Source organism: Sinorhizobium sp. B11 (genome assembly GCA_039725955.1).
In the GTDB taxonomy this organism is placed as follows: domain Bacteria; phylum Pseudomonadota; class Alphaproteobacteria; order Rhizobiales; family Rhizobiaceae; genus Rhizobium.
The window spans coordinates 78,416-102,231 of record CP091033.1; the positions used below are offsets into that span (position 1 = coordinate 78,416).

The 23,816-nt window shown below is 60.2% G+C and carries 25 protein-coding genes and 1 pseudogene; 23 read left to right on the forward strand and 3 right to left on the reverse strand.

The annotated features are described in order from the left end of the window. Nucleotides 1-117: 117 nt before the first annotated feature. Nucleotides 118-1,488: an MmgE/PrpD family protein gene (locus tag LVY75_00390; GenBank protein XAZ20460.1), complete on the reverse strand. Its 1,371-nt coding sequence runs from the start codon at nt 1,486-1,488 to the stop codon at nt 118-120. Between the two features lie 112 nt (nt 1,489-1,600). Here LVY75_00390 and LVY75_00395 point away from each other — a divergent pair, with 112 nt between their 5' ends. From LVY75_00395 to LVY75_00425, 7 genes are read left to right on the forward strand one after another with little or no spacing between them, the layout of a single operon-like run. Continuing rightward, nucleotides 1,601-1,906, forward strand: a complete 306-nt coding sequence (locus LVY75_00395; protein ID XAZ20461.1) for a (2Fe-2S)-binding protein — start codon at nt 1,601-1,603, stop codon at nt 1,904-1,906. After that, nucleotides 1,903-3,279: an NAD(P)/FAD-dependent oxidoreductase gene (locus LVY75_00400; protein XAZ20462.1), complete on the forward strand. Its 1,377-nt coding sequence runs from the start codon at nt 1,903-1,905 to the stop codon at nt 3,277-3,279. Before LVY75_00395 ends, LVY75_00400 begins: the two co-directional genes overlap by 4 nt. Then, on the forward strand, nt 3,276-4,439 hold the full coding sequence (locus tag LVY75_00405) for an FAD-binding oxidoreductase (protein ID XAZ20463.1): 1,164 nt from the start codon (nt 3,276-3,278) through the stop codon (nt 4,437-4,439). Before LVY75_00400 ends, LVY75_00405 begins: the two co-directional genes overlap by 4 nt. 14 nt (nt 4,440-4,453) lie before the next feature. Further along, nucleotides 4,454-5,335, forward strand: a complete 882-nt coding sequence (locus LVY75_00410) for a transporter substrate-binding domain-containing protein (GenBank protein XAZ20464.1) — start codon at nt 4,454-4,456, stop codon at nt 5,333-5,335. A gap of 59 nt (nt 5,336-5,394) precedes the next feature. Then, nucleotides 5,395-6,174 carry an amino acid ABC transporter ATP-binding protein gene (locus LVY75_00415; GenBank protein ID XAZ20465.1) on the forward strand — a complete coding sequence of 260 codons (780 nt, stop codon included), beginning with the start codon at nt 5,395-5,397 and terminating at the stop codon, nt 6,172-6,174. Next, nucleotides 6,167-6,817, forward strand: a complete 651-nt coding sequence (locus tag LVY75_00420; protein ID XAZ20466.1) for an amino acid ABC transporter permease — start codon at nt 6,167-6,169, stop codon at nt 6,815-6,817. The genes LVY75_00415 and LVY75_00420 overlap by 8 nt, the downstream gene beginning before the upstream one ends. Continuing rightward, nucleotides 6,814-7,536 (forward strand): amino acid ABC transporter permease, encoded by a 723-nt coding sequence (locus LVY75_00425; protein XAZ20467.1) that lies wholly within the window; start codon nt 6,814-6,816, stop codon nt 7,534-7,536. Before LVY75_00420 ends, LVY75_00425 begins: the two co-directional genes overlap by 4 nt. A 614-nt stretch (nt 7,537-8,150) precedes the next feature. On the opposite strand, the gene LVY75_00430 is transcribed toward LVY75_00425, so the two are convergent. Further along, nucleotides 8,151-8,504, reverse strand: a complete 354-nt coding sequence (locus tag LVY75_00430) for a MarR family transcriptional regulator (protein XAZ20468.1) — start codon at nt 8,502-8,504, stop codon at nt 8,151-8,153. A gap of 97 nt (nt 8,505-8,601) precedes the next feature. On the opposite strand from LVY75_00430, the gene LVY75_00435 reads away from it, so the two are divergent. The 12 genes from LVY75_00435 to virB11 all read left to right on the forward strand — a co-directional run bounded on the left by LVY75_00435 (nt 8,602) and on the right by virB11 (nt 18,696). Then, nucleotides 8,602-9,141, forward strand: coding sequence for a hypothetical protein (locus tag LVY75_00435; GenBank protein XAZ20469.1), 540 nt, complete (start codon nt 8,602-8,604; stop codon nt 9,139-9,141). A gap of 3 nt (nt 9,142-9,144) precedes the next feature. Then, nucleotides 9,145-9,798, forward strand: a complete 654-nt coding sequence (locus tag LVY75_00440; GenBank protein ID XAZ20470.1) for a transglycosylase SLT domain-containing protein — start codon at nt 9,145-9,147, stop codon at nt 9,796-9,798. 5 nt (nt 9,799-9,803) lie between these two features. Then, entirely contained in the window at nt 9,804-10,103 is a 300-nt protein-coding gene (locus LVY75_00445; protein XAZ20471.1) for a TrbC/VirB2 family protein, read from the forward strand. Nucleotides 10,104-10,109: 6 nt separating this feature from the next. Then, complete coding sequence (locus LVY75_00450; protein XAZ20472.1) at nt 10,110-10,448, forward strand: type IV secretion system protein VirB3; 339 nt, start codon at nt 10,110-10,112, stop codon at nt 10,446-10,448. Further along, nucleotides 10,441-12,807, forward strand: a complete 2,367-nt coding sequence (locus LVY75_00455) for a VirB4 family type IV secretion system protein (protein XAZ20473.1) — start codon at nt 10,441-10,443, stop codon at nt 12,805-12,807. Before LVY75_00450 ends, LVY75_00455 begins: the two co-directional genes overlap by 8 nt. A gap of 11 nt (nt 12,808-12,818) precedes the next feature. Beyond that, entirely contained in the window at nt 12,819-13,505 is a 687-nt protein-coding gene (virB5, locus tag LVY75_00460) for a P-type DNA transfer protein VirB5 (protein XAZ21385.1), read from the forward strand. A 225-nt stretch (nt 13,506-13,730) separates the two neighbouring features. Then, the gene (locus LVY75_00465; GenBank protein ID XAZ20474.1) at nt 13,731-14,663 is read left to right on the forward strand and encodes a type IV secretion system protein; all 933 of its coding nucleotides are present in this window, start codon (nt 13,731-13,733) and stop codon (nt 14,661-14,663) included. 36 nt (nt 14,664-14,699) lie between these two features. Further along, entirely contained in the window at nt 14,700-14,975 is a 276-nt protein-coding gene (locus LVY75_00470) for a hypothetical protein (protein ID XAZ20475.1), read from the forward strand. 1 nt (nt 14,976) lies between these two features. Next, nucleotides 14,977-15,648, forward strand: coding sequence for a virB8 family protein (locus LVY75_00475; GenBank protein XAZ20476.1), 672 nt, complete (start codon nt 14,977-14,979; stop codon nt 15,646-15,648). Between the two features lie 14 nt (nt 15,649-15,662). After that, nucleotides 15,663-16,502 (forward strand): P-type conjugative transfer protein VirB9, encoded by an 840-nt coding sequence (virB9, locus tag LVY75_00480; protein XAZ20477.1) that lies wholly within the window; start codon nt 15,663-15,665, stop codon nt 16,500-16,502. A gap of 8 nt (nt 16,503-16,510) precedes the next feature. After that, nucleotides 16,511-17,683, forward strand: a complete 1,173-nt coding sequence (gene virB10 / locus LVY75_00485) for a type IV secretion system protein VirB10 (protein ID XAZ20478.1) — start codon at nt 16,511-16,513, stop codon at nt 17,681-17,683. 8 nt (nt 17,684-17,691) lie between these two features. After that, nucleotides 17,692-18,696: a P-type DNA transfer ATPase VirB11 gene (gene virB11 / locus LVY75_00490; protein ID XAZ20479.1), complete on the forward strand. Its 1,005-nt coding sequence runs from the start codon at nt 17,692-17,694 to the stop codon at nt 18,694-18,696. Between the two features lie 122 nt (nt 18,697-18,818). Here virB11 and LVY75_00495 read toward each other — a convergent pair whose 3' ends face one another. Then, on the reverse strand, nt 18,819-20,009 hold the full coding sequence (locus LVY75_00495; GenBank protein ID XAZ20480.1) for a DUF1173 domain-containing protein: 1,191 nt from the start codon (nt 20,007-20,009) through the stop codon (nt 18,819-18,821). Between the two features lie 309 nt (nt 20,010-20,318). Here LVY75_00495 and LVY75_00500 point away from each other — a divergent pair. The 4 genes and pseudogenes from LVY75_00500 to LVY75_00515 all read left to right on the forward strand — a co-directional run bounded on the left by LVY75_00500 (nt 20,319) and on the right by LVY75_00515 (nt 23,801). Further along, nucleotides 20,319-20,645, forward strand: a pseudogene (locus LVY75_00500) (DNA primase). Nucleotides 20,646-21,018: 373 nt separating this feature from the next. Continuing rightward, the gene (locus LVY75_00505) at nt 21,019-21,960 is read left to right on the forward strand and encodes a DUF2493 domain-containing protein (protein ID XAZ20481.1); all 942 of its coding nucleotides are present in this window, start codon (nt 21,019-21,021) and stop codon (nt 21,958-21,960) included. 1,021 nt (nt 21,961-22,981) lie between these two features. Next, entirely contained in the window at nt 22,982-23,305 is a 324-nt protein-coding gene (locus LVY75_00510) for a DUF736 family protein (GenBank protein ID XAZ20482.1), read from the forward strand. Between the two features lie 334 nt (nt 23,306-23,639). Continuing rightward, nucleotides 23,640-23,801: a hypothetical protein gene (locus LVY75_00515; GenBank protein XAZ20483.1), complete on the forward strand. Its 162-nt coding sequence runs from the start codon at nt 23,640-23,642 to the stop codon at nt 23,799-23,801. Nucleotides 23,802-23,816 lie beyond the last annotated feature (15 nt).

Below are 23,816 nucleotides of genomic sequence, written 5' to 3' on the forward strand. Positions count from 1 at the left end.
AGAATACCCATAAGAAGCTATTGGTTTTCTGCGTGTTGACGGCGAGCCAAAGGCTGGGCGAAAGAATTGTCTCGGGCGGCCGATGTGAACCCGGCAATTGAACCAAACCCAAGCCGACTATACCACCCCTGCTCTTAGAGCGGCGTAGAGGTCGGAAGGTTCACGATCAATGCCCAGCCGACCTGCAGCCTCAAGCAACGCCATCGCCTGCTTGCCGTTAAAGGGCGACTTTTCCATGAGCGCCAGGAATTTGGTTTCAAGCGCTTTAGGGGTGAGTGGGTTCAAAGGCTCCCCTCGCGGTGACAGCACTTCTTGCTGGTCGACTTGGCCCTTCCCCACAATCGTCACGCGTGCTGGCGTTGATTCCGGAAAAGCATGCTCATAATTCCTTGAGTTTACAAGCTTAACGCGCCGGGCGAGTGCGACGACCGCGGCATCGCCGAGATAGTCCTCCTTCAGTGGCAGCAGCGCCTTCTCGCCATGCACCATCGCCAGCGCGATACAGAAGGGGATACTGTACTGTGCCGCCTCGCTCGTGGAGGGGTCCGGCAGATTCGGCAAGGACAGCGCGCGTTCGAAGGTTTCTACAATGATCGTGTCGATGTCGCCGCTGCTTAGCGACATTCGAACCTGAAGCATTAACGCCCCGTCGATCGCAGCATGTGCCCAGCGGCAGCAGCTGTAGAGCTTAAAATAGCCGCTCTCGATCGCCCATGCATCTCCGGGTACGCCGACAAGGCGTGTCCTGACGTAATTGTCGCGCTCATCCAACATGTCGACCGGTCCTCGATGACCGGCTGTAGCAAGCACCACCGCCTGGATGCCGTTCGCCGTTGCCCAGGGTATGCCTTCTTTCACCGTATGGCCGATGCGGGTGAACCCGGTTGCGGCCTGAGACGTCGACGTCTGGCCGGCGATCGCGATCGCGTGGCTCATGGTGTCCGCGGAGGCCCCCTCCAGCCACGCAGTTGCGGCCGCGACGCCGTATCCGCACCACAGACCGCTGTCGGTGGTTCGAAGTGCACCGATCTCGCGAGAGCTCGATACGCGGACCGCCACTTCATAGCCAAGTGCGATGGCGGTGAGGATCGTGTCGGCGCCCGCTCCATTGTGCTCGGCGCAAGCCAGTACGGACGGAATGATCGCAGCGGCCGGATGGCCAGAGGCCTGCCTGTGGCCGTCGTCAAGATCGAGCGCGGCCGCGTAAGTGGCGTTGACGAAGGCGGCTCCGACTGCAGTCGAGCGCTGCCCGGAAAACCAGATACTATAGTCTCCTGATCCCCAGATGAGCGGGGCGCCTTTCAGGGAGGCCTGTCCTGCTCTGGTAGCGGCCCCAGCCGCGGCCGCACCGATTGTGTCGACAAGTGTTCGCCGGGTGGCGTGAAGCACGTGGGACGGTGCGGCTGATAGGGACGTGCACATCGTCGCAAGACGATCGATGACGAATGCCCGTTCATCGCGTCGGTCACTCTCACAGGTAGTAGTCAAGTTTCGAACATCCTCAGTTAGAGCCTAATTGCCTGATCGTTTGTGAATATATAAATTCATATTGTGGATGTGAAGCTTGTCAATATGAAATCGGGAGTGAGGAATTTCAGCCATGGAATTGGTGGAAAGAGGCCGGGCGCGGCCAGACCTGCGGGCAGGAGCTGCAATCAACATTTTCGTCGATGGCCTCCCTGTACGCGCGCGGCTCGGTGAAACTGTGCTGACGGCGATGCGGTCCGATCCAGGTCATGTGCGCAACTTTGAATTCATGAACGAAGCACGCGCCGGCTTTTGCCTGATGGGCGCCTGCCAGGATTGCTGGCTTTGGCGGGAGGAGGGCGAGCGTCTTCGCGCGTGCACTAGCCGGGTCGATGCCGGTATGCGGCTCCTGACCCGATCGCCGGAGGCGTTTCGATGAAACCAACCCAGTCCATCGTAATTATTGGCGCCGGGCCGGCCGGCATTGCCGCAGCCAGGACGCTCGCCGATGCCGGGCTTCGTCCGGTGGTGATCGATGAGGGTCGATCTGCGGGCGGCCAAATTTTCCGCCAGCCCGAGCCGGAGCTCTCGCGATCGCCGAGCGATCTCTACGGCTTCGATGCAAAGCCTGCTAACGCGTTCCGCGCTGATGTGACCGATCTCAAACCTGCCGTCGAACACCACGCCGAAACAACAGCCTGGAGCGCGGAACCCGGCTCACTTCACCTGGTAAGCTGCAGGCGCGCCTTCGTGCAGCGCTGGTCGCATCTGATCATTGCGACCGGCGCCATGGATCGCGTCGTGCCGATGGAGGGCTGGACGGCTCCCGGTGTCTACAGTCTGGGCGGCGCGCAGATCGCCCTCAAGGCGGAGGCATCATTGATCGGCCGCACTGTCGTGTTTGCAGGCACTGGGCCGCTTCTCTACCTCGTCGCCTATCAATATGCCCGGGCCGGAGCGATTGTCCCGGCCGTCCTGGAGACCGCAAGACCCTTCGACGATCTATCGGCCCTGCCGGCACTGGTTTCCGGCGGCGCTACATTCGCCCGAGGGCTCTATTTCATGGCCTGGCTTCGAGCGCGTGGTATTCCCGTGCTGACCGGTGTTGTTCCCGTGGAGGCGACGCGCGGGTGTGATGGTCGCGTGAATGGGATAAAATTCCGCTCTGATAGCCGGGATATGTTCCTTGCCTGTGATGCGCTCGCGGTGGGACATGGCCTTAAAGCGGAGACCCAGATCGCCGACCTCCTCGGCGTCGATTTCCAGTTCGATGCACTACAGAGACAATGGCTGCCGGTGGTCGACATTGACGGACGCTCGTCACTTCCGAATGTCTATCTGGCGGGCGACGGCTCGTCTGTTCGTGGGGGCGTCGTCGCCGCCGCGAGCGGTAGGATCGCGGCGGCGGCGCTCCTTCGGGATGTTTCACACGAGAAAAGCGGACCTTCAGAGCGCGACCGGAGCCTTATCAGACGAATGGCGCGCTTCCGCAATGTCCTCGATCGCGTCTTCCCCTTTCCGTCGCACATCGCCGAAACACTGCCTGATGAGACAATGGTCTGTCGCTGTGAAGGCCTCACTGCAGGTGACGTCCGCCGGACCGTTATCGACTCCGGCGAGTCAGACATCAATCGTATCAAGGCCTTCTGCCGGCTCGGCATGGGGCGATGCCAGGGACGCATCTGCACGCCGGCCGCCGCCGAGATCATTGCAGCAACTGCCGGGGTCGATATCAGCGTCGTCGGCCGCTTGCGCAGTCAGGCTCCGATCAAGCCGATGTCGCTCAAGCATCTCGCGGCGGTCGGCCGATGAGCGCGTCCTTCGACATCGCGATCGTCGGCGGCGGTCTGGCCGGCTGCGCCGCGGCCCTGCATGCACGTCGCATGGGCGCCTCCGTCATACTCTTCGAACGCGGCCGTTGCGGAGCTCAGGCGAGCGGCGTCAACTATGGCGGTGTCCGCCAGCAGGGGCGTCACGCAGCGGAACTGCCGTTGGCCCGCCGTAGCCGCGCGATCTGGGGCAATCTGCAGAGCCTGGTCGGTAGTGACTGTGAATTCAGGGCGACGGGCCATCTGAAGCTCGCGCGAAATGATGCGGACATGCACGAGCTTTTGGCGCATCGGGAACTGCTTGGACGCTATGAGGTTGAAAGCGAAATTCTCGAACCGGCCGATCTGCGCCTGCGCTTTCCGTATGTCGCACCAATCTATGCTGGCGGCTCGTTCTGCGCGGAAGACGGTCAGGCCAATCCCCGTCTGGCCGCGCCGGCCTTCGCCCGCGCTGCGCGCGCTCTCGGCGCCGACATCCGTGAATGCTGTTGCGTTGAAGAGATCCGGGTATCGGAGCAGGGATTTCTGCTTTGGCAGGCAGCAGATCCGTCTCCTGTCAGGGCGAGGCTGCTCATCAACACTGCCGGCGCGTGGGGCGCTGCGATCGCCGCATCGCTCGGCGATCAGGTCGAAGAAGCGGTGATGGCGCCTAACATGTGCGTGACCGAGCCCATCGCACCCCTGATCGGCTCCAATCTCGGGATCTGCGGCGGCAGCATCTACATCCGCCAGACAGGGCAGGGAAGCGTCATCTTCGGAAGCGGTCTTGGCACGGCCGACCGGCGCCAGTTGAAGGCACGTCCCCACGCCGAGGTTACGCGCGAAGCGGCTAGGCTCGCGATAGCGATGGTTCCCGCACTTGCCGACGTGCTGCTCGTCAGGACCTGGACAGGCATCGAAGGTCGCATGCCGGACGGTCTGCCTGTCGTAGGCCCGAGCCCCAGACTCGAAGGGCTCTTTCACGCTTTCGGCTTTTCCGGTCACGGCTTCCAGCTCGGGCCCGCAGTCGGCGCCGTGCTGGCCGAGCTTTGCCTTGAGGGGCACTCACCAACGGAGATCGACGGGCTTTCGATGAGCCGTTTCGACAAGGGACGCGCCGCCGCAGATGCGGCAGTCCTCATTCAGCCTGAGAATTATCTATAAAAGAGGGAACAGACATGCAGCATTTCATTTTCGGATTGCTCGGTGGCGCCATCGGGATCGCCGTTGCGCTCCAACCGGATTCATCGGCGGCAACCGACCCGGCCTATCATCTTGCCGAAGCGGGGGTCCTATCGGTCGCCATTACTGGCGACATGCCGGGCCTCGTGGCACGCGACGGCAAGCTCACCGGTTATGACGGCGATATCCTGCAAATCGTCGCCGAGCGGCTCGATCTGAAGATCAAGCCGGTGCCTATGGAATGGTCCGGCGCGATCGCCGCCGTGCAGACGGGTCGGGTCGACATTATCGGCGGCAATGTCGCTTGGACGAAGCAACGCGCCGAAACGCTGTCCCTGACCGACCCGACCGGTTACTTCCAGAATGGCATCACCTCACCCAAGGACGTAGCCTGGCACGAGTTGAAGGATCTAGAAAACCGCAGGGTCGGATCGATGACCGGCTTCTCCTTCCTGCCGGAACTCCGCAACATCAAGGGTCTCGAACTGTCACTCTACGACAGCTCGGACGCGGCACTGCGCGATCTTCTCGCCGGCCGCATCGAAGCGCTGATTGGCGATCCTCCTGTCATCGACTACGCGATTGCTAAGAATCCAGACTGGGGGCTCGTCAATCTTCCGTTCACCGACAACAATCCGGACTATCCATTGTTGACCGGCCTTGGGCGACAATATGTCTTCGGCCTGTCGAAAGACAACGCGGCGCTCGCGGATGCGCTGAGTGGGCAGATCCGCGACCTCTGGACCTCCTGCACGGTCAATGCGATCGGCCAGCGTTACGGAAATGTCAGTCGAGCGAACTATACCCCATCGGTCGAGAATTTTCGGATAGGTGTTGATCGGCCGACAGGTTGGACGCCGCCTGTCTGCGGGAAGTAAACCCCTCCCGGCCGGTTGCCCGGCCGCGCCAGTTCCTCTCATCGTTCACGGAGGCGGAAATGACCGCCGAATATCTTCTCGAGGTCACCGACCTCGGCAAGTCCTATGGCCATCACACGGTCCTAAAGGATGTCTCCTTCGCCCTGCAGCGCGGTGAACGTATCGCACTGATCGGGCCAAGCGGATCCGGCAAATCGACGTGCCTGAGAGCCATCAACTATCTCGAACCACCGACCGCCGGTGATGTCCGGTTGGACGGGCGTCTGATTGGTCGCCAGAAAAATGGCCGTCGCATGAGCGACCTTGCGCTTGCGCCGCAGCGGGCTGAAATCGGCATGGTATTTCAGCATTTCCATCTGTGGCCACATCTGAGTGTTCGCGCTAATGTCGCACTTCAACCGCAGAAGGTCCGAGGCGTTTCCAGGGTCGAAGCAGGGCGTCTGGCCGAAGAGATGCTCGCCAAGGTGCATCTCGCTCACAAGGTCGACGAGGTTCCGCAGCGTCTATCCGGTGGACAACAGCAACGTGTCGCCATCGCCCGCGCGCTCGCCCAAAAGCCAAAGCTCCTACTCTTCGACGAGCCGACATCTGCGCTCGATCCGGAGCTTGTCGGCGAGGTCCTCAGCGTCATCAAGGAGCTTGCACGCGAGGGTAGGGCCATGGTGCTCGTCACTCATGAAATTCCCTTTGCCCGGGAGGTCGCTGATCGCATCCTGTTCATGGATAACGGTCACATCGTGGAGCAAGGACCGGCGAAGGATCTTCTTGATCACCCCCAATCGCCACGCCTCAAGCAGTTTCTGGCTAATCTCTCGCAGAGGGGGCAACGCGATGGATAGCGTACTCCTCGAGAGGATCGTCGCCGTGTTACTCGCAGGCGTGAGCGTGACGGTCGAAGTAACGGTTGGCGCTATGGCCGTGGCCCTTGTGATCGGACTAGGCCTCGCAATGGTCGACTTCTTGAGCAAGCTTCGCGCGGTGCATGCGCTCATCCGCGTCTACGTCGAGGCTCTTCGCAACATTCCAAGCTTAACGTTCCTGTTTCTCCTGTATTTCGGGCTCGCGGCTGCCGGGATCCGGCTGTCCTCCATCGTCGCCGCGGTTCTTGGCCTCGGACTGATCGGCGGAGCGATTTTCGTCGATATCTTTCGTTCGGGTTTTCAGTCGGTTCCCGTCGGCCAAAAAGAGGCGGCCGCTTCGATTGGCCTGACGCCGCTTGCAACCTTCTGGCTCATCGTTCTGCCACAGGGCCTGCGTCTTTCGCTGCCCTCCGTCGGCAATTATGCCGTCGGGCTGGTCAAGGATACTTCGCTCGTGGCGGCAATCGCAGCACCAGAGGTGATGTTCAACGCACGCCAATTGGTGAACGAAACGTTCGAAACGGCGCTTGTCTACGGTTTTACGGCGGCCGTCTATCTTGTCCTGACGATGGCAGTCGCCGGTTCGGTTTACCTCGTCGAACGCAAGCTGGAGACACCATGATGTTCTTTGATACGATCTTCGCCAATCTGGGCGACTGGGCGCCACGTATGCTCACCGGCCTGCGCACGACGCTCGTCCTGACTGGGGGGGGCTTTGCGCTCGCTTTTCTGCTGGCGCTCGCGCTCGAATATCTTCGCTCTCGCCGTCTTGCGGCGCTGCGCCTGAGCGCCCGGGTCTATATCGCGTTCGCGCGCGGAGTGCCGATTCTCGTCGTCCTTTATTTGATGTATTTCGCGCTTCCGGGTGCCGGTATCACCTTGCCGGCTGAGCTCGCGGCGACGGTTGGGCTTGCCGCCGTCTATGGCGCCTATCTCTGCGAAGTATTCCGCGCCGGGCTTGATGCCGTACCGGCGGGGCAGCGCGAAGCCGCGCTTGCGAGTGGGTTGACACCCCTTCAGACATTCCGCCTGATCCTGCTGCCGCAGGCGGTCCGCCACACCATCGCGCCGCTTGTGATCAACCTAGTATCGATGTTGAAGGACAGTTCGATCGCCGCATTGATCGCCGTCCCCGAACTGACGTTGGTTTCGAGGGAGATCATGTCGGAGAGCTTCCTGCCTTTGCATGTCTTCGCCTTAACTGCTCTGTTCTATTTCCTGCTCGCCTGGCCTGCCTCACTTGTCGCCCGAGCCATCGAGCAGCGCCTTCTATACCCGTCGGCAAGGATGTCGCCATCAAAGTCCCTCGATCAGCTGAAAACAGCACAGGCGGTGTCCTGATGGATGGTCGTTTACGGCGCGATCAATGCCGATAACGGTACCGATCGAGCGCCAGCGCGGCATTGGTGTACGCTGAGGTGAAATGCGTCGGTCTCGTCTTCGGAGAAAGAAAGATCATGCGATCGAAATGCCGACCGCTGGCGTGGAGGAGCCGGGCGTCGGGCTGTCGCCGATTTGGTGGCAAGACTGGAGGCGGTTTGTGTGGTCATTCGCCACCTGAGGACCTCAAGGTGCTCACTGGTAGTCTTAAAATGAGCTGCGCTGACCTCTCTAGAGGTCTCCCCTTTCGCGCCTGTCAAGCAGAAAAATAGGGCCACCGGAATACCCGGGGCCCTTTTTAAGTGCGAAGGTCAAAACCTCCAGAGGGGAACAGCCACCGCTATGGCACTGGGACGGCGCCATCAATGCATCAGCCGATGCTATGTATGCCTGCATTTTCTTCTGTGCGCAACTCCTTATTGCGAACGACAGTTACGCGACGGCGGGAATGTTCCTTTGCAGCCGAATCGAAACCAATGCCCCGGACAGCTTCCGCGAAACCGACGCTTTCACCCGAAAGCGGTTTATTCTCGGTCATGTTAACTGCCGAGGAAGCATCACAGTCTTGGCAGACACTAAGTGCTTCCAAAAGCGCTCAGCTTATTGCGAATTCCGTCGGAAATCTCGAATTGACGGGCTGTCCCGCGGCCCATGGAATTTTTCACCATCGTTTCCGTGAGCATTCCCCGCCTAACGAGGAGATCGACCGTCTCCTTTGCTCCACTCCGCGTCAATTCGGTAATTTCCATGATGTTTGATAGAGTTAACTTCTGGTGAGCCTGGGTCATCGTGTAGAGGATCGTCATCATGCCGATCTCCTTCAGCCGTGCCTGGGGGGTCTCGTCCTCAAGCGGATGGTCAAGGATCTCATGGAGGATGAGTCCTGAGAAGGCAAGGTTGTGCAACTGTGTCTTAAGCGCTCTTGTCATGTCATTTAACTGTGTTATATTCGTCAGTTAAGAGGGCGTCTCTGGAGCTGAAAGTTGCTTCCTCAGAAGGCCGCCATCGTCTCGGAGGGTCAAGTCCATGAAATGCCTTCTGCTGAATATCCTGCTTTCGATCTCGTTCATGTTGCCACCCTACTTGATTTCCAGGAGCTATGCGCGGGCTGATGGTTGGGGATGTCAGGTTATCCTGTGCCTTTCCAATCCAGCGGGGTCAACCCAATATGCGGCATGCCGGCCACCGATCCAGAAACTCTGGAATGAGCTTGCGAAAGGGCGCTCGTTTCCAACGTGCAGCGGTGTCGGCTTTCGGAGCTCGCACCCCGGCTACGAACCCTATTATTGCGATGCGGGCTATCGATTGTCGGCCAGCTACGGGCCGCGAGGTCAGGAGGCAACCTGTGTCTCGACCTCTCTTCAGCGTGTGAACAGTTCGTTTTGCTCCGAAAATCGCAGCGACGACGACAGGGCGAGCGGCTCGGTGTTGTCGTCACGGTGGCGGCGCGAAGGCCGCCAACGTCGATGCATGGGCTATCCGATAGAGCGCCCGAACGTGCGGCCGCAGCCGCACTATATCGACGTGACCATCGATGGCGTCGGTCAGCAGCGCGTGTGGTACTGATCCATGGCGGCCGGCTTCTCCGAGATCGCGCAGAGTTGCGCGCCAATGGTTCAGGTCGAAACCCTGGCGGGCGTCGTCAGTCTCGAGAGCAGGTTTCGTCCGTTCAATATCCGCATCAATAGCGATGAGCCGCTATCTTCGCAGCCTGCAAGCAAGGCGGAGGCGATCGAGATGGCCACGTCCCTGATGCGCGATCATCAGTATATCCAGATCGGACTTGGAGGTATCGGAATAGAAGAGCTGAACGAGCTCAACCTCTCCGTTTCGGACGCCTTCGACCCCTGCCTGAACCTGAAGGCCACCGCGACCCTCCTTGACGGCTATTATCGGCTGGCGGTGCGTGCCGGCGCCGATCCCGCGCAGGCAGAAAATGTCATGCTGCAGTCTTACTACGGTCGAGACGATCCGACGGTCGGCGCCATGGTTAAATACGACGAGCAGGTCCGAAAAGAGGCGAAGCGGCTTTCCAAAACCCTCACATCGGTGATCATCGCCGGAACGGACGCGGAAGACGCCCCCCCCGGCCGAACCCGCGAGCAAATGGCCGAGCCTCCTGCAAATCAAATCTTCCAAGCCGAAGTGCCCGCATCATGGGACGTGTTCAGCTCCCGTCGGCGCTCTTCGATCCTTGTTTTCCAACATGGCCGATCGGAGTAACACGAATGATTTCCAAAACCCATGTCCGCCCGCTTGTGACCGCCGCCATCATCGCGCTTGCCATCGTCACATGTCTCGTCGAGCCAGCCTTTGCGCAGTCGGCGGGCATCGAGACCGTGCTGCAAAACATCGTCACGATGCTCACGGGCAATATTGCCAAACTCCTGGCGGTGATCGCGGTGATCATCATCAGCATCGCCTGGATGTTCGGCTATATGGACCTACGCCGGGCTGGCTTCTGGATTATCGGCATTGGCGGCATTTTCGGCGCCACCGAGCTCGTCAACACCATCGTGGGCGGCTGACGACCAATGGCTAGCGTTCCCACCCTTGAACAGAACACGCTTTTCCTGGCGTGCACGCGTCCGGCGATGATCGCCGGCGTGACCATGGAGGCGATGGGCCTCAACATCATGCTGACGACCATTCTCTACATCACCGCTGGGTCGATCGCTTACGCGTTTGTCGGCATTGTCTTCCACGTGATCTTCCGGGGGCTTGTCAAACACGACCACAATATGTTCCGCATTCTGATCGCCTGGATTGAGACCCGAGGCCGCACACGCAACGCCTTCTATTGGGGTGGCGCAACGCTCTCGCCGCTGAGGGTTATTCGGCGCTATGACGAAAGGGATCTCGGCCTTGCCTAATATCACAAAATTGCGCGCCCGCGAGCTGGGCCCGGAGACCTTCATTCCGTATGTGCGCCACATCGACGAATCAACTGTCGTCCTTGATTCCCGCGCATTGATGACCGTTCTTGTCGTTGAAGGCGTCTCCTTCGAAACTGCCGATATCCTTGATCTCGACGGGCTGCATCGAAGTCTGAACACGCTCTATCGCAACATCGCCGACGAACGGCTGGCGCTTTGGACACATGTCATCCGTCGGCGCGACAACGATTACCCCGGAGGGCAGTTTATCAACCGCTTCTCCAGCGGCCTCAATGCAAAGTATTGCGAGCGAATGCTGCGGGAGGACCTGTTCCGCAACGACCTATATCTCACGCTTGTTTGGCACCCCAATCGCGATCCTGCGGAAAAAGCCGCCAGTCTCCTGTCGCGCCTGCGCAAGGCGCGCCGGTCCGGCGTCGAACCCGACGAGACAGCACTAACGCACCTGCGCGACAAGGTCCTGGATGTCACCGCCGGTCTGGAACGCTTTTCGCCGCGCACCCTATCGCTTTATGAGCACGGCGGCATCCTATTCTCCGAGCCGAGCGAGTTTTTGCACCAGCTCGTCGGCGGGCGTCGCGAGCGCGTACCTTTGACCGAGGGGCGCATTTCGTCGGCGATCTATTCCGACCGTGTCTTGTTCGGTCGGGAGACAGTCGAGATCCGCCATGAGGCCGACACCCGCTATGCCGGCATGTTTGGCTTGAAGGAATATCCGGCGACCACGAGATGCGGAATGCTCGACGGCATCCTAACCGCCCCCTTCGAGCTCATGCTGACGCAATCCTTCGCGTTTACATCTAAAGCTGAGGCCCGCACGATCATGGGCCGCAAGCAAAACCAGATGGTCAGCGCTGGCGACAAGGCGGCCTCCCAAATCGACGAACTCGGCGAGGCCATGGACGACCTCGAATCCAACCGTTTTGTCATTGGCGAGCATCACCTTGGTCTGACGGTCTTCGCGCCATCGGTTAGAGAACTGACCGAACATATGGCGAAGGCGAGAGTGTATCTGACGAGTGGCGGCGCTGTCGTTGCTCGCGAGGATCTCGGTCTCGAGGCTGCCTGGTGGGCGCAACTGCCAGGCAATCTTCGCTATCGCGCGCGATCGGGCGCGATCACCTCCCGCAATTTTGCAGGGCTTTCTCCCTACCATTCCTACCCAACTGGGCAAAGGGATGGAAACGAATGGGGACCGGCGGTCGCCATGCTGAAGACGGCTTCGGGCTCGCCATTCTACTTCAACTTTCACTACAGTGACCTTGGGAACACCTTTGTCTGCGGACCGTCGGGCACCGGCAAGACCGTTCTCCTTAACTTCATGCTCTCTCAGCTCGAGAAGCATGATCCCTACGTAGTGTTCTTCGACAAGGACCGGGGGGCCGATTTGTTTGTTCGCGCCGCTGGCGGTACTTATCTGTCGCTCCGCAACGGCCTGTCTACCGGTTGCGCACCGCTGAAGGCGCTAGAGCTGACGGCCGAGAACAAGATTTTTCTCACGCGCTGGATCGCCAAGCTGGTGGGAGCGGCGACGCGGGAATGGGGTGTCACCGAGCTGCGCGACATCACCGCAGCCGTCGAAGGTCTGGCGGACCTTCCCGTCGAGCGCCGCTCCATCGGCGCTCTGCGGACCTTCATGAACAACACTGATCCCGAAGGTATTGCTTCGCGGCTGCGCCGGTGGGAAAGGGGAGGGCCGCTCGGCTGGGTCTTCGACAACGATTTGGACGACATCGGTATCGGCGCCAAGTTTATCGGCTACGACATGACGAACTTCCTCGACAACGAGGAAATCCGCACGCCCCTGATGGCCTACCTGTTCTATCGGATCGAGCAGCTGATCGACGGGCGCCGGATCATCATCGTCATCGATGAGTTCTGGAAGGCATTGCAGGATGAGGGCTTCCGTGATCTTGCGCAGAACAAACTGAAGACGATCCGCAAGCAGAACGGTCTTCTGCTGTTTGCGACTCAGAGCCCGCGCGACGCCATTGTCTCGCCGATCGCCCACACCATTATCGAGCAATGCCCGACGCAGGTCTTCCTGCCCAATCCGCGCGGTGACCGCGTCGACTATGTCGACGGGTTTAAGCTGACGGATCGGGAGTTCGAGCTGATCGCCCGCGAACTATCGGTGGAAAGCCGGCGCTTCATCGTCAAGCAGGGGCACAACAGCGTCGTTGCGGAGCTCAACCTCAATGGCTTCGACGACGAGCTGGCGATCCTGTCGGGCCGAACGGCAAATGTAGAACTCGCCGACTCAATCCGCGCCGAGCTCGGCGAAAGACATGAAGACTGGCTGTCCGTGTTTCAGGAGCGAAGGAGAAGAGCATGATCCGCAAAGAGATGACTTGCCACGTTCTATTGACGGCGGCGTTGCTTGCATCAGTCATTACCGCGCGAGCTCAGGGCATTCCCGTCATCGACGAGACTTCAATTGCCAAACAGATTGAGAGCATCACCCAGCTCAAGTCCCAGCTCGATGCGCTGAACCAGCAGATTTCCGAGGCACAGCAGCTTTATAGCTCACTCAACAAGATCACCAACATGGCCGATGTCGCCACCGTCCTGAACGATCCATCGATCCGCAAGGCGCTCCCTCAAGACTTCTATGCCATCGAAAGCTTGTTCAAGGGATCGTTAAGCGGCGTCTTCAGCGAATCCGCATCGAAATTCCTCCAGGGCAATTCGACCTATCGCACCAGCGCGAACGATTTCTACGCTCAGGAGCTTTCCCGCATGCAGAACCAAAACGCGGGGCAGATGAGCCTGGGCCAGCAGATCTATGATGCTGCCACCAAGCGCATCGATGGCATTGACCAGCTACGCCAGAAGATTTCGAGCGCCGCCGACGCCAAGGACATCGCCGATCTGCAGGCCCGCCTGCAGGCGGAAACCGCCTTCCTGCAGAGCGATGTGCTGCGCATGCAAGGACTACGGATGGTCCAGCAGGCTCAAGTCCAGGTCGCCGACCAACGCAAGGCCGAAGACTGGCGCCAGCGTATGGACACAATGGGAGCTGCGCTTAAATGAATATGGTGGCTTTAGTCGCGCGGGCGTTTTTCCTGCCTTCATGCTCTTCGGAAGCGGTAAAGATCCATACCATCGCTGAGCTGGTAGCCGATCCCGCGCCGATGACAAGAATTATCGCAGAATGGGGCAACACAGCTGTGCGACACGCCCGACCGCCGAAGCGCCAAGGCGGCCGACGGCAAACTGCCTTTCGAGCGCATCCGCAAGTCGCTCGGAGGCTGGCTGATGTATGAGGTGTTCAGCTTCGTCGACGGCCAGTTCAAGGCACCGCTCGAGAACTTCATTTCTTCCGGCACTTCGAACATTGCCAATTGGGCTAGCGGTCCACTGACAGCGGCGCTGACACTGTATGTCGTGCTCTACGGCTACCTCGTGCTGCGCGGCTCCCTGCAGGAACCGATCCTTGAATTCGCCTTTCGCGCAATGAAGCTTGCGATCATCGTCATGCTGGTGAGGAACGCCAGCGACTATCAGACTTATGTGACGAATATCTTCTTCGACGCGCTACCGCGTGAGTTATCGCAGGCGCTGAACTCTGGGACGGCGCCGAGCGCATCGACCTTCGATAGTCTGCTTGATAAGGGGCAAAAATGCGCTTACGAGATCTGGTCGCGCGGCTCATGGCCGGTCGATATTGTGACTGGTGTCGGTGGAATGCTGGTAATCGGCGCGAGTTTCCTTGTGGCGGCCATCGGCTACATCGTCTCGCTCTATGCGCGACTGGCGCTCGCCATCGTGCTGGCGATCGGTCCGATCTTCATCGCGCTCGCCATGTTTCAATCGACACGCCGCTTTACCGAATCCTGGATCGGTCAGCTTGCGAATTTTGTGATCCTCCAGGTCTTGGTCGTTGCGATCGGCTCGCTGCTCATCACCTGCATCGACACGACCTTTACCGCCATCGAGGGTTACAGCGACGTGCTGATGCGGCCGATCGCGCTTTGCGCCATCTGCATCGCCGCTCTCTACGTCTTTTATCAATTGCCCGGGATCGCGTCGGCTCTCGCCGCCGGCGGCGCATCCCTGACCTACGGCTATGGTGCAGCACGAGACGCGCATGAAAGCACACTCGCCTGGTCTGCCTCGCACACCGTCATGGCCATCGGCCGCGGAACCCGCGCCGTCGGCCGCCGGCTCACCCCGAACCGGACGGAATGACTGACTCGATATCAGAAACTGGACAGGTATTTCTGAATGCCCCGTGTGCTTCTGTTGCTTTTCCTGACCGCAAGCCTCGTAGGCTGCGGATCGATCATCCACCCTCTTCCCAAATGTGACGGCTATTCCCGGCGCCCGTTGAACCGGTCGATGTGGCAATGGGAGGGCGACAGCAATCAGTCGACCACCGGGGCCGGCACCGAGCCGACAAGCAGGGCTGCCTCCCTGGTGGAGGAACCCGCCTCTGTGACGCCCGCCGCCTTTGCACAGTTCGATGTCGCCGGCTCATATCGACCCTGCGAGGCCCAATGACATGGTGAACACTGACAGTCTTAAAAGCTATTTCGAGAAGGCTCGCCGGTTCGATCAGGACCGGTTGATCCAGGTCGAGCGCTCCGCCCGCATCGCGTGGTTCGTTGCGACTTGCGCCAGCATCATCGCCGCCGTCTCCGTCTTCGCCATCGCCGGGCTCACGCCATTAAAGACGGTCGAACCCTTCGTCGTGCGCGTCGACAAGTCGACGGGCATCGTTGATGTGGTTTCCGCACTGACCTCGACTGCCGGCACCTATGACGAGGCGGTGACGAAGTATTTCGCGGCCAAATATGTTCGCTCTCGCGAAGGCTTTGTGTCAAGCGAGGCGGAAGACAACTTCCGGACCGTGGCACTCCTGTCGACGCAGCCTGAGCAGACTCGTTTCGCCGCCACGTACCGCGGCAGCAATCCGGATTCCCCGCAGAATATCTATGGCCGAAGCGCGACATCGCGGATCAACGTCGTCTCGATCTCGCTGATCAACGCGAAGGTGGCATCAGTCCGCTATATGCGCACGGTCACGCGCGGTGAGGAAGTGCGCACCACGCATTGGGTGGCAACGCTCACCTTTTCCTACGTTAACGCTCCGATGTCGTCCACTGATCGGCTGGTCAACCCTCTGGGTTTCGTCGTCAGCGACTATCGCGCCGATGCGGAGGCAATCAATTGAATTCTCGTTTTTTCATGCTGTTGGCTCTTGCCGCTGGGCTGTCGTCGTCCGCCTTCGCTCTCGACATCCCGCGCGGGTCGTCGCAGGACAGTCGCATCCGCTTCGTCGATTACCAGCCCTATAACATCACGAAAATTGTCGGGACGCTGAGGTCGTCGGTGCAGATCGAGTTTGCCGCCGATGAGGAGATCGCCCATGTCGCGCTTGGCAACAGTGTGGCATGGGAAGTCGCGCCAGCGGGAAATATCCTTTTTCTCAAGCCACGCGAAAACCAGCCGGTGACCAATATTTCGGTCGTGACGACCAGACGGGACGGCTCGACCCGCAGTTATCAGATGGAACTGACCGTTCGCGATGGCACCGTGGAGGCCGGACAGAACACCTATTTCTACGTTAAGTATCGCTACCCGGCCGACGAGGCCGAGCGGCGCCGGCTCAACGCCGCCGCGCGCGCGCAAGCGAAACAAGCCGGCGACGCAGATCGCGTTCTTGCGCTGCATGAGGCGTATGGTCCACGAAACTGGCGCTACTCCGCTCAGGGTAGCGGGGCGCTAGAGCCGCAAGCGGTCTACGATAATGGAAAAGTCACGACCTTCGCCTTTGTCGGAAACCAGGAAATGCCGGCGATTTACGTCGAGAACTCCGATGGTTCCGAAAGCCTAGTCCCGAAATCCGTCGCTGGCAATCTTGTGATAGTCCACGCGATCAGCCGTAAGTTCATTCTGCGTCGCGGCGGCGACGTACATTGCGTCTTCAGCGAGGCCTACGACCGCGTTGGCATCAACCCAGAAACGAACACGACGTCACCGTCAGTCGAGCGCGTTGTCAAGACGGCGTCTGGCGAAGCGCAATAGGAGGTGGCATGGCCGAGGAAGAAATCACCCAGATTCCCGGCGAGCGCGCCGAGACGTCGACCGGCCGCCGGCGCGACAACAATCCGGTTTTGAAACGTGGCGTGGTCGCCGTGGCGATCGTTGCCTTTGTCGCCTTCGCTCTGTGGACTATGCGCGCAAACAATACCCCGGCGGATGGCGTGCCGGAGCGGGTCGTCATCCGCCAGACGACGGATTTCGAACCGGCTAAGGAGCCGGTGCAACCGGTGACGACGCCAACCGAGGTCCAACTCCCAACACCAGTCCTCACCGAAATGGTGCCAACTGATGGTGACGAGCTGCTCGACGCCGCACGTCGCGCGCCGGTCATGGCCTATGGTGCCGAGAAAACGCCAACCGGCAGGCGGCAGGAGGACGGTGCCACTACCGACCTAGACTCCAAGTACGTTTCGCTCGGGACCGAGCCAACCAGTCTTGCCGGGCAGACGGAGAACGAGGAGCAAAGGTTCAACCGGATGATGGCACCGACACAGTTGCAGGGGGCACGCGCTGGCACGCTCGGAAACCGTGACTTCATCGTCGCGATGGGGACGTCAATCTCATGCGTGCTGGAAACGGCGTTGTCCTCTGTCCAGCCCGGCTTCACTAGTTGTCTCATTAACCGCGATGTCCTGTCGGACAACGGTCGTGTCGTGCTGATGGAAAAGGGTACGCAGGTTGTCGGGGAATATCGCGGCGGTCTTCGCCGCGGGCAAAAGCGGCTCTTCGTGCTCTGGACCCGGGCAAAGACGCCGAAGGGCGTGATCATAACACTCGCCTCTCCGGCAACCGACCCGCTTGGACGAGGCGGCGTAGACGGCTACGTCGACACGCACTGGTGGGAGCGGTTCGGGAGCGCCATCCTGTTATCCATCGTCGCCGATGCCAGTTCATACGCGAACGGTCGATTGCAGGACAGCAATGTCGAGGCACAGAATACAACGGACGCGGGGCAGCAGGCCGCCGCGATCGCAGTGGAGCAGTCCATCAATATTCCGCCGACGCTCGAGAAGGTACAGGGCGAACTCGTTTCTATCTTTGTGGCGCGCGATCTCGACTTCTCAACCGTCTACCGGCTCCGCGTCACCGAACCTCGCAACCGTATCTACGACCGTGCCGTGCTGGGCGATTTCCGCTTGGGCTCAAACTTGGTCACGAAGTAGAGGACGCGATGACTGAAGCCGCGGACTCAGGTGTTGTGCGAGAGCTACTCCTGCCGCTGTCCCGGTTTCTTCAGGACGATTCACTCTATGAAGTCATCGTCAATGAGCCGGGCAAGGTCGTCACCGAGGGGGCGGACGGATGGCAGGCCCACGAAATACCCGTGCTCTCCTACGAGAGACTGATGCGGCTCGCGCGAGTGATCGCAAGCTTCTCGAATCAGTCGATCGATGAAACCCACCCGATCCTGTCAGCGGCCTTGCCCGACGACGAGCGTATCCAGATCGTAATTCCACCAGCGACCACGAGGGGGACTGTCAGCCTCACCATTCGTAAGCCCTCTTCCGTCACGCTCAATCTCGATGACCTCGATTTTCGAGGGCTGTTTGCGGATGTCGCGCGAGCCGGGAAAACGGACCAGTCGGTTGAAGAGCTATCGGAACTCTATCGGAACGGAGCCTATAAGCAATTCCTTAGAGAGGCCGTGCTGGCGCGAAAAAACATCATCATTTCAGGTGCTACCGGTTCGGGCAAGACGACGTTATGCAAAGCGCTGATCCGTTACATCCCTGAGAGCGAGCGCGTCATTTCCATTGAGGACACACCAGAACTGGTGATCCCGCACCCAAACCACGTGCGGCTTTTCTATTCCAAAGGTGGCCAGGGAACGTCCAAAATCGGTGCCAAGGATCTACTCGAATCCTGCCTGCGCATGCGGCCCGACCGGATCCTGCTGCAGGAACTGCGCGATGGGACGGCCTTCTATTACATTAGAAATGTAAATTCTGGGCATCCTGGATCGATCACGACGGTCCATGCTGGCTCCGCCCGCCTCGCCTTAGAGCAGTTAACATTGCTCATCAAGGAATCGGAGAGGGGCGGAGACCTCGACCGGCACGACATCCGCGAGATGCTGATGCTTGCCATTGACGTGATCGTCCAGTGCAAGCGAATTGACGGACAGTTTCGCGTGACGGAAATCTATTACCGGGATGCGTGCGATTTGGAAAAATAATGTGCGACCACAATCATGGCGATTGGCATGACCGGCATCTCCGGAGGCGAGGCATCCTATCCCCATTGTGTGGAGAGATCGCCGAGAAGGTGAAGGCTCCCTCAACCGCATGATCATTGCGACTAGGGCAGGCGGGGGATTTCGCCGTCGGCGACCCGCCAGACCCAGGGCGTAATCTCGGGCTTCGCGTTGATCATGTCCGCAAGCGCCTGTTCATAATCCTCACTGGCGCTCGCCGGCACGATGAACATCGCCACGGGGGCCGGCTTCTGCTCCGGCAATGTCACCGACACGATCGGCGCATCTTGCGGCAGGTTGAAACGCAAGCCTTTGACACTCTTTCGCTTGAGGTGGCTCACCTTTTCCAGAAGCCGCAGCTCATGAATATTCTCAAATGGCAGCCAGTGCTCGTTGACCACCATCAGCGCGATCTCTTCGCCTGCTGCAATACCGGCGGCTGAAATGCCAAACGTGGCGATGACAATCAGATGGAACACCTCATTGGAGCGCCACAGTTCGAGCTCTGTTTCATGGCGCACGGCGAGCCGTCGCCATGCGCTCTCCTCGATCATCAGCGGAAAGGGCATATGCCGCACGACGATCCTTTGGCCCTCGCGAGCGGCAGAGAACTCTTTCACTTCGGCCACGATCATCATCAGCTTACGTGGACCGGAGTCGATAGCCTGTACGCCCTTGAGCGCCGTAGCGCGCCGGACGGCGATCGCGTCCTTGTCCTCGGGGTGAAACACTTCCGGTACGAAGAGCATGTCTCCCAGGCTGCTGCCTCTTGCGGTCATCTGCGCGGCAGCACTGAGAAGATTTGCCCGCACGCGACCCCAGCCGCGCTTGCCTGACCAGGCTGAACGCCATTCGGTCAATTCGCCTGCCTCCCATAGATAGTGCAGCATTGCCCGCAGCGACAATTTCCGTGGTTCGTTGCGGATGCCATGCTCAGGCGCTTCTGACAGCTGGCCGGCTGCGGCGCGGCGCCCACGCTTCGTAAGCGAGAAGTCCAGCTTTAGATCGGCTTTGCCGTTCGCGGCGATCTGGATCGCGCCGCCGATCAGTGGCCCAAGGCCAGAAAGCTCGTAGGGGGGATCGTAAGAGGGGCAGACAGGATCATGATCGCGCCCCGATAACGGCATCCGCTTGATGAAATAGTGGTCTTCAACACGCGCGATGTACATTGGCGCTCGCCGCTCATTGCACATGCACATCGGCCGCAGCCGTTGCTCGTAGGCCTGTGCGAGGGATGCCTGCAATCCAGGCGTCGCTTCATCAAGCACCCGGCCACCGATCGTAAATCTGCGCATCTTTGTTCTCCCCAGGTCCGCTATTGAGGCTATACGACAACCATTTTACTACCGTAAATAAGACAGTAAAGCCGCCAGATGCGGTTGCGATACGTAAGGCGAGAGTTTCTGCCCCAATCGCGAGATTACGAAGGAAAGACGATGGAAACAGCGGGGTGGAGAGGTGGCGGCTCCAACAGGACGCAAGCACGCGCCAAGGCAGTCGATCCCTTTTTTGGCGCGACCAAATTTGTCTTGTGGTCGACGATCCCCTAGCGTTGCGCGGCAACGAAGCAGTCCCGCTTTCCGCTCCATGCTTGCGCTTCGGCGATGGCCGCCGGCGACGGGCTCGAAAGCATCTCCGCAACACGTGAGGCCTGGCATGCCAATGGTCTCGGGGGTGACCACCAATCAACTTGCCGCGTTCTAGCTGCCAACCGGTCTTTGCCTCCATGTCGCCGCCGACGCGGATAGGACCAGCCGGCAGGGAATAAAGGGACTGAGCCAGAGCGCCCAGATGCTTGGCATCCTGCCGCTTGTCTTGACGTTGGAACTCGGCGCGTTCGAGGATCGGCGCCGGCTTGGACCTGATCGGCTCCTCGTAAATCCCGCGCACAACTCGGACCGGAGGACGAGCAGGCGCTTCTGTCCGCGTGAGGCGGGCGTGAGTGGAGGACGGTGCGGTAGCGGCGTGGTGGAACCGCCGGTTTCGCGACAATCTCCGTCTGGTGACGCGCGCCTGCGGGCCTGCCAGTAGGCGACCCTTACCAGGCAGTTGGCGGGCCTTCAGCGGGTTGGTCAGGTTTCTTCCCCGCGCCGGCCCTTTCTTTCGATGGGCCCGAAATCCGGTTCCGGATTTTCGAGCCGATGCGGAGCCAGCGCTCCTCGCGGTTCCAAGAATCCTTCCCTTCAGCCGCCCGGCGCTGACGCTGGGCCGCTCCGCTTCGCTCGCGGTTCCGGTCCGCCCACCGCCTGCACAGGGATCGCCGTCAGGCCGCGAGAGGCGCGGCCGAAACTGACGGAGACAATCATGGACCTAACATTTCCCATCGGCGACGCCTTCGAACCCGACCAGGCATCCTCCCCGACCTACCGCTTTATCTACGAGATGCAGATCTACGGCTATCGCCCATTCCAGGACGAGCCGGATCCGCGGCCGCTGCCCGAGGAGTCGATCGTCCAGTCAGCGTTGACCACGATATTCGACGCCGTGTTCGAAATGCTCGCCGAAACACGGCTGGAGCCTGATCTCGAAGATCTTCTCTGGTCCACGGTCAACCTTTTCCACCGCGCCGGCGAGCGTATCCAGCGCGAACTTCAACGCAATGAGGATGCGCAGCACGCCGGTCAGCGCGAACAGGACGGTTCGGAAGTGAAAAGCGTGGAGCTTGAGCGTCAGGTCGCCGAAGGCATCACGCTTCTCGAACGGCGCAACGCGTTCGAATTCATGCGCGACTTTGCAGCCGACCTCTTCGAGGCTGAAACCGGCTCGGCGTGGCGGCCGCGCACCGGCTCCAAGGTCAACCACGCCAACATGACCGCGGCGATAATCGACTCCAGAGATTTTGTCTCTGCCCGTCAGCACGCCGAAAACACAGTATTGATCCCAGCCGGCACGAAGATCGCCTTCGGCGGCGGCATGGACTACAACGATCACGAGGCGATATGGGGCACTCTCGATCGCGCCCGCGCAAAATTCCACGACATGGTGCTGCTGCATGGCGGATCGCCGAAAGGTGCTGAGCGCATCGCGGCGTGCTGGGCGGAGGCGCGCAAGGTGACGCAGATCACCTTTAAGCCAAACTGGACGAAACATGCGAAGGCAGCCCCGTTCCGCCGCAACGACGATATGCTGTCAGTTATGCCGAGTGGCGTCATCGTCTTTCCCGGCTCCGGCATCACTGGCAATCTCGCGGACAAAGCCCGCCGGCTGGGTATTCCAGTCTGGCGCTTCGGAGGCGATGGCGCGTGAGCGCCATCGTATCTTGGTCGCCATCTCCCGCGCTGTCTCTAGACAGGGACTATCTTCAGCGCATCCTTGAGGGCCTTCGCCGGGGTGAAGGTGACGCTTTCCTACGCGGCATTCGTGGATGGGCCGGATCCCGCTCAACCGAAGATTTGCACCGGCCGGCCACCCGATCCCGTCCTCTGCCTGCTGATTGGTCAGGTTGCGGTCGATATGCGCTTCGCAGGTCGTGGCGCTCTGCGTGATCGTGAAGATGCATTCCAACGCGGCCTCGCCGGCGCGATTTGGTTTTGGCAAAGTGGGGTTGGGATATGGCTGCTTGATCCATGCATCCCTTAAGAAGCAATTGGATGCGCCGCGCCCGCTCGGGCGCATCCGCTGCCGGACCGGGTCCACGTTGCGTACGTCCTCGGCGAAGGTCGGCCAGGACGCCGGCGAAACCGTCCCCGGATATCTCAGGCGAGGGCGCTTCCCCTTCGCGGGTGTCCCTAACGGATGGCTCCGGCGTCGGTGACCGAGTGCCGTATCGGCGGGTTGGGAAGATCAGGCATCCATCAGCCGGCACGCACAGCTTCGCTTCGGATCGCTGTGCGGTAGTGGGCAACTGGTCGCATGGACGATCTCGAAACCGGTCCGACGAGGGATGGCAGGGGTGGTGGTTCTCTGAGCTTGCAATGGTGACGGCGGGCCGAGGCCAAGGCGTCGCCCGGACGGTGGCGAAGACGTGTTTTGAGCCATGCGGGGTGCTGCACAGCGCTTGATCGGGCAGCCAAAACGGTTGCCAGGTCCTTCGGTCGCTGAGGGCCAGTCCCGTTATGGGTCGCTCGTATAGACGACCGCCTGCTTTTGTGGCCAACCCCTGAAGGGGTAAGACTCGCCCGAAAATTCTGCAAAATTCTATTTCGGCTCCCTTGTTCTGGCGGAAAATACAATTTTGCAGAATTTTCAGCCGAGCTGACCTCAGCAGGTCGGGCGTCTCTTCGTGCGCCATCGGGAATGGTCCCGAGCAACCGAAGGAGACAAAACCATGGCCACCACGATCGCAACCCTGACACAAAAGACCGACGGCAGTCTCGAAGGCATCTTTGCCACCATCCGGGTCAACGCCCCGATCGCCATCATCCCAAACGCACAGAAGGCAAGCGAGGAAGCGCCCGACTTCCGCGTCATCCATCGCCGGACCGGTTTCGAGATCGGTGCAGGCTGGAACCGGATCGCCCGCCAGACCGGCGAGGAATATCTCTCGCTGAAGCTGGAGGCCCCCGAGATCGGCGTGATCTTCGGAAACCTCGCACAGGCTCCTGGCGGTGATCCGAGTAAGAAGGTGATCCTCTGGAACAATCCAGACTGAGCAATAAGCAGCCGGCCCCGAGCGATCGGGGCCGGCTTCGCAGGCTTTGCCGAGCTGTGATGGGAAGGCAAGTGGCGTCGAGCCCCTTTCCTTCCTCCCACTGTGCCAAACGAGACGAAAGTCTGTCTGCTCAGAAGATCAAGTCTACCGTGAGGGGCTCGCGCCGCGTCAAGGTCACGCGGCGCCTCCAATTTTGCCGCTGTGACGTTTTACGCCACTCCGACAAAATCGGCACCTCCGCGCGCCGCCTCCGGCGGTCGCGTTGCGAACCTTGACCCGACACGATCCTCACAACCCGGGCGTCATCTTTCACATCAACAAGGAGATGACGACGATGACGGACGACCATCACTATAACCTTGCCCGGAACATTGAGGAGCTGCGGCTGGAGGCCAGGGAAGCTCCCACTGCGAAGGAGCGTCGTGAGATCGAGGCGCAAGTGGAAGCGCTGAGGGCCGAACTTGCCGAACACGCCACGGAGCAGGAGCTGCCATGAGGCAGCTCATTTCCT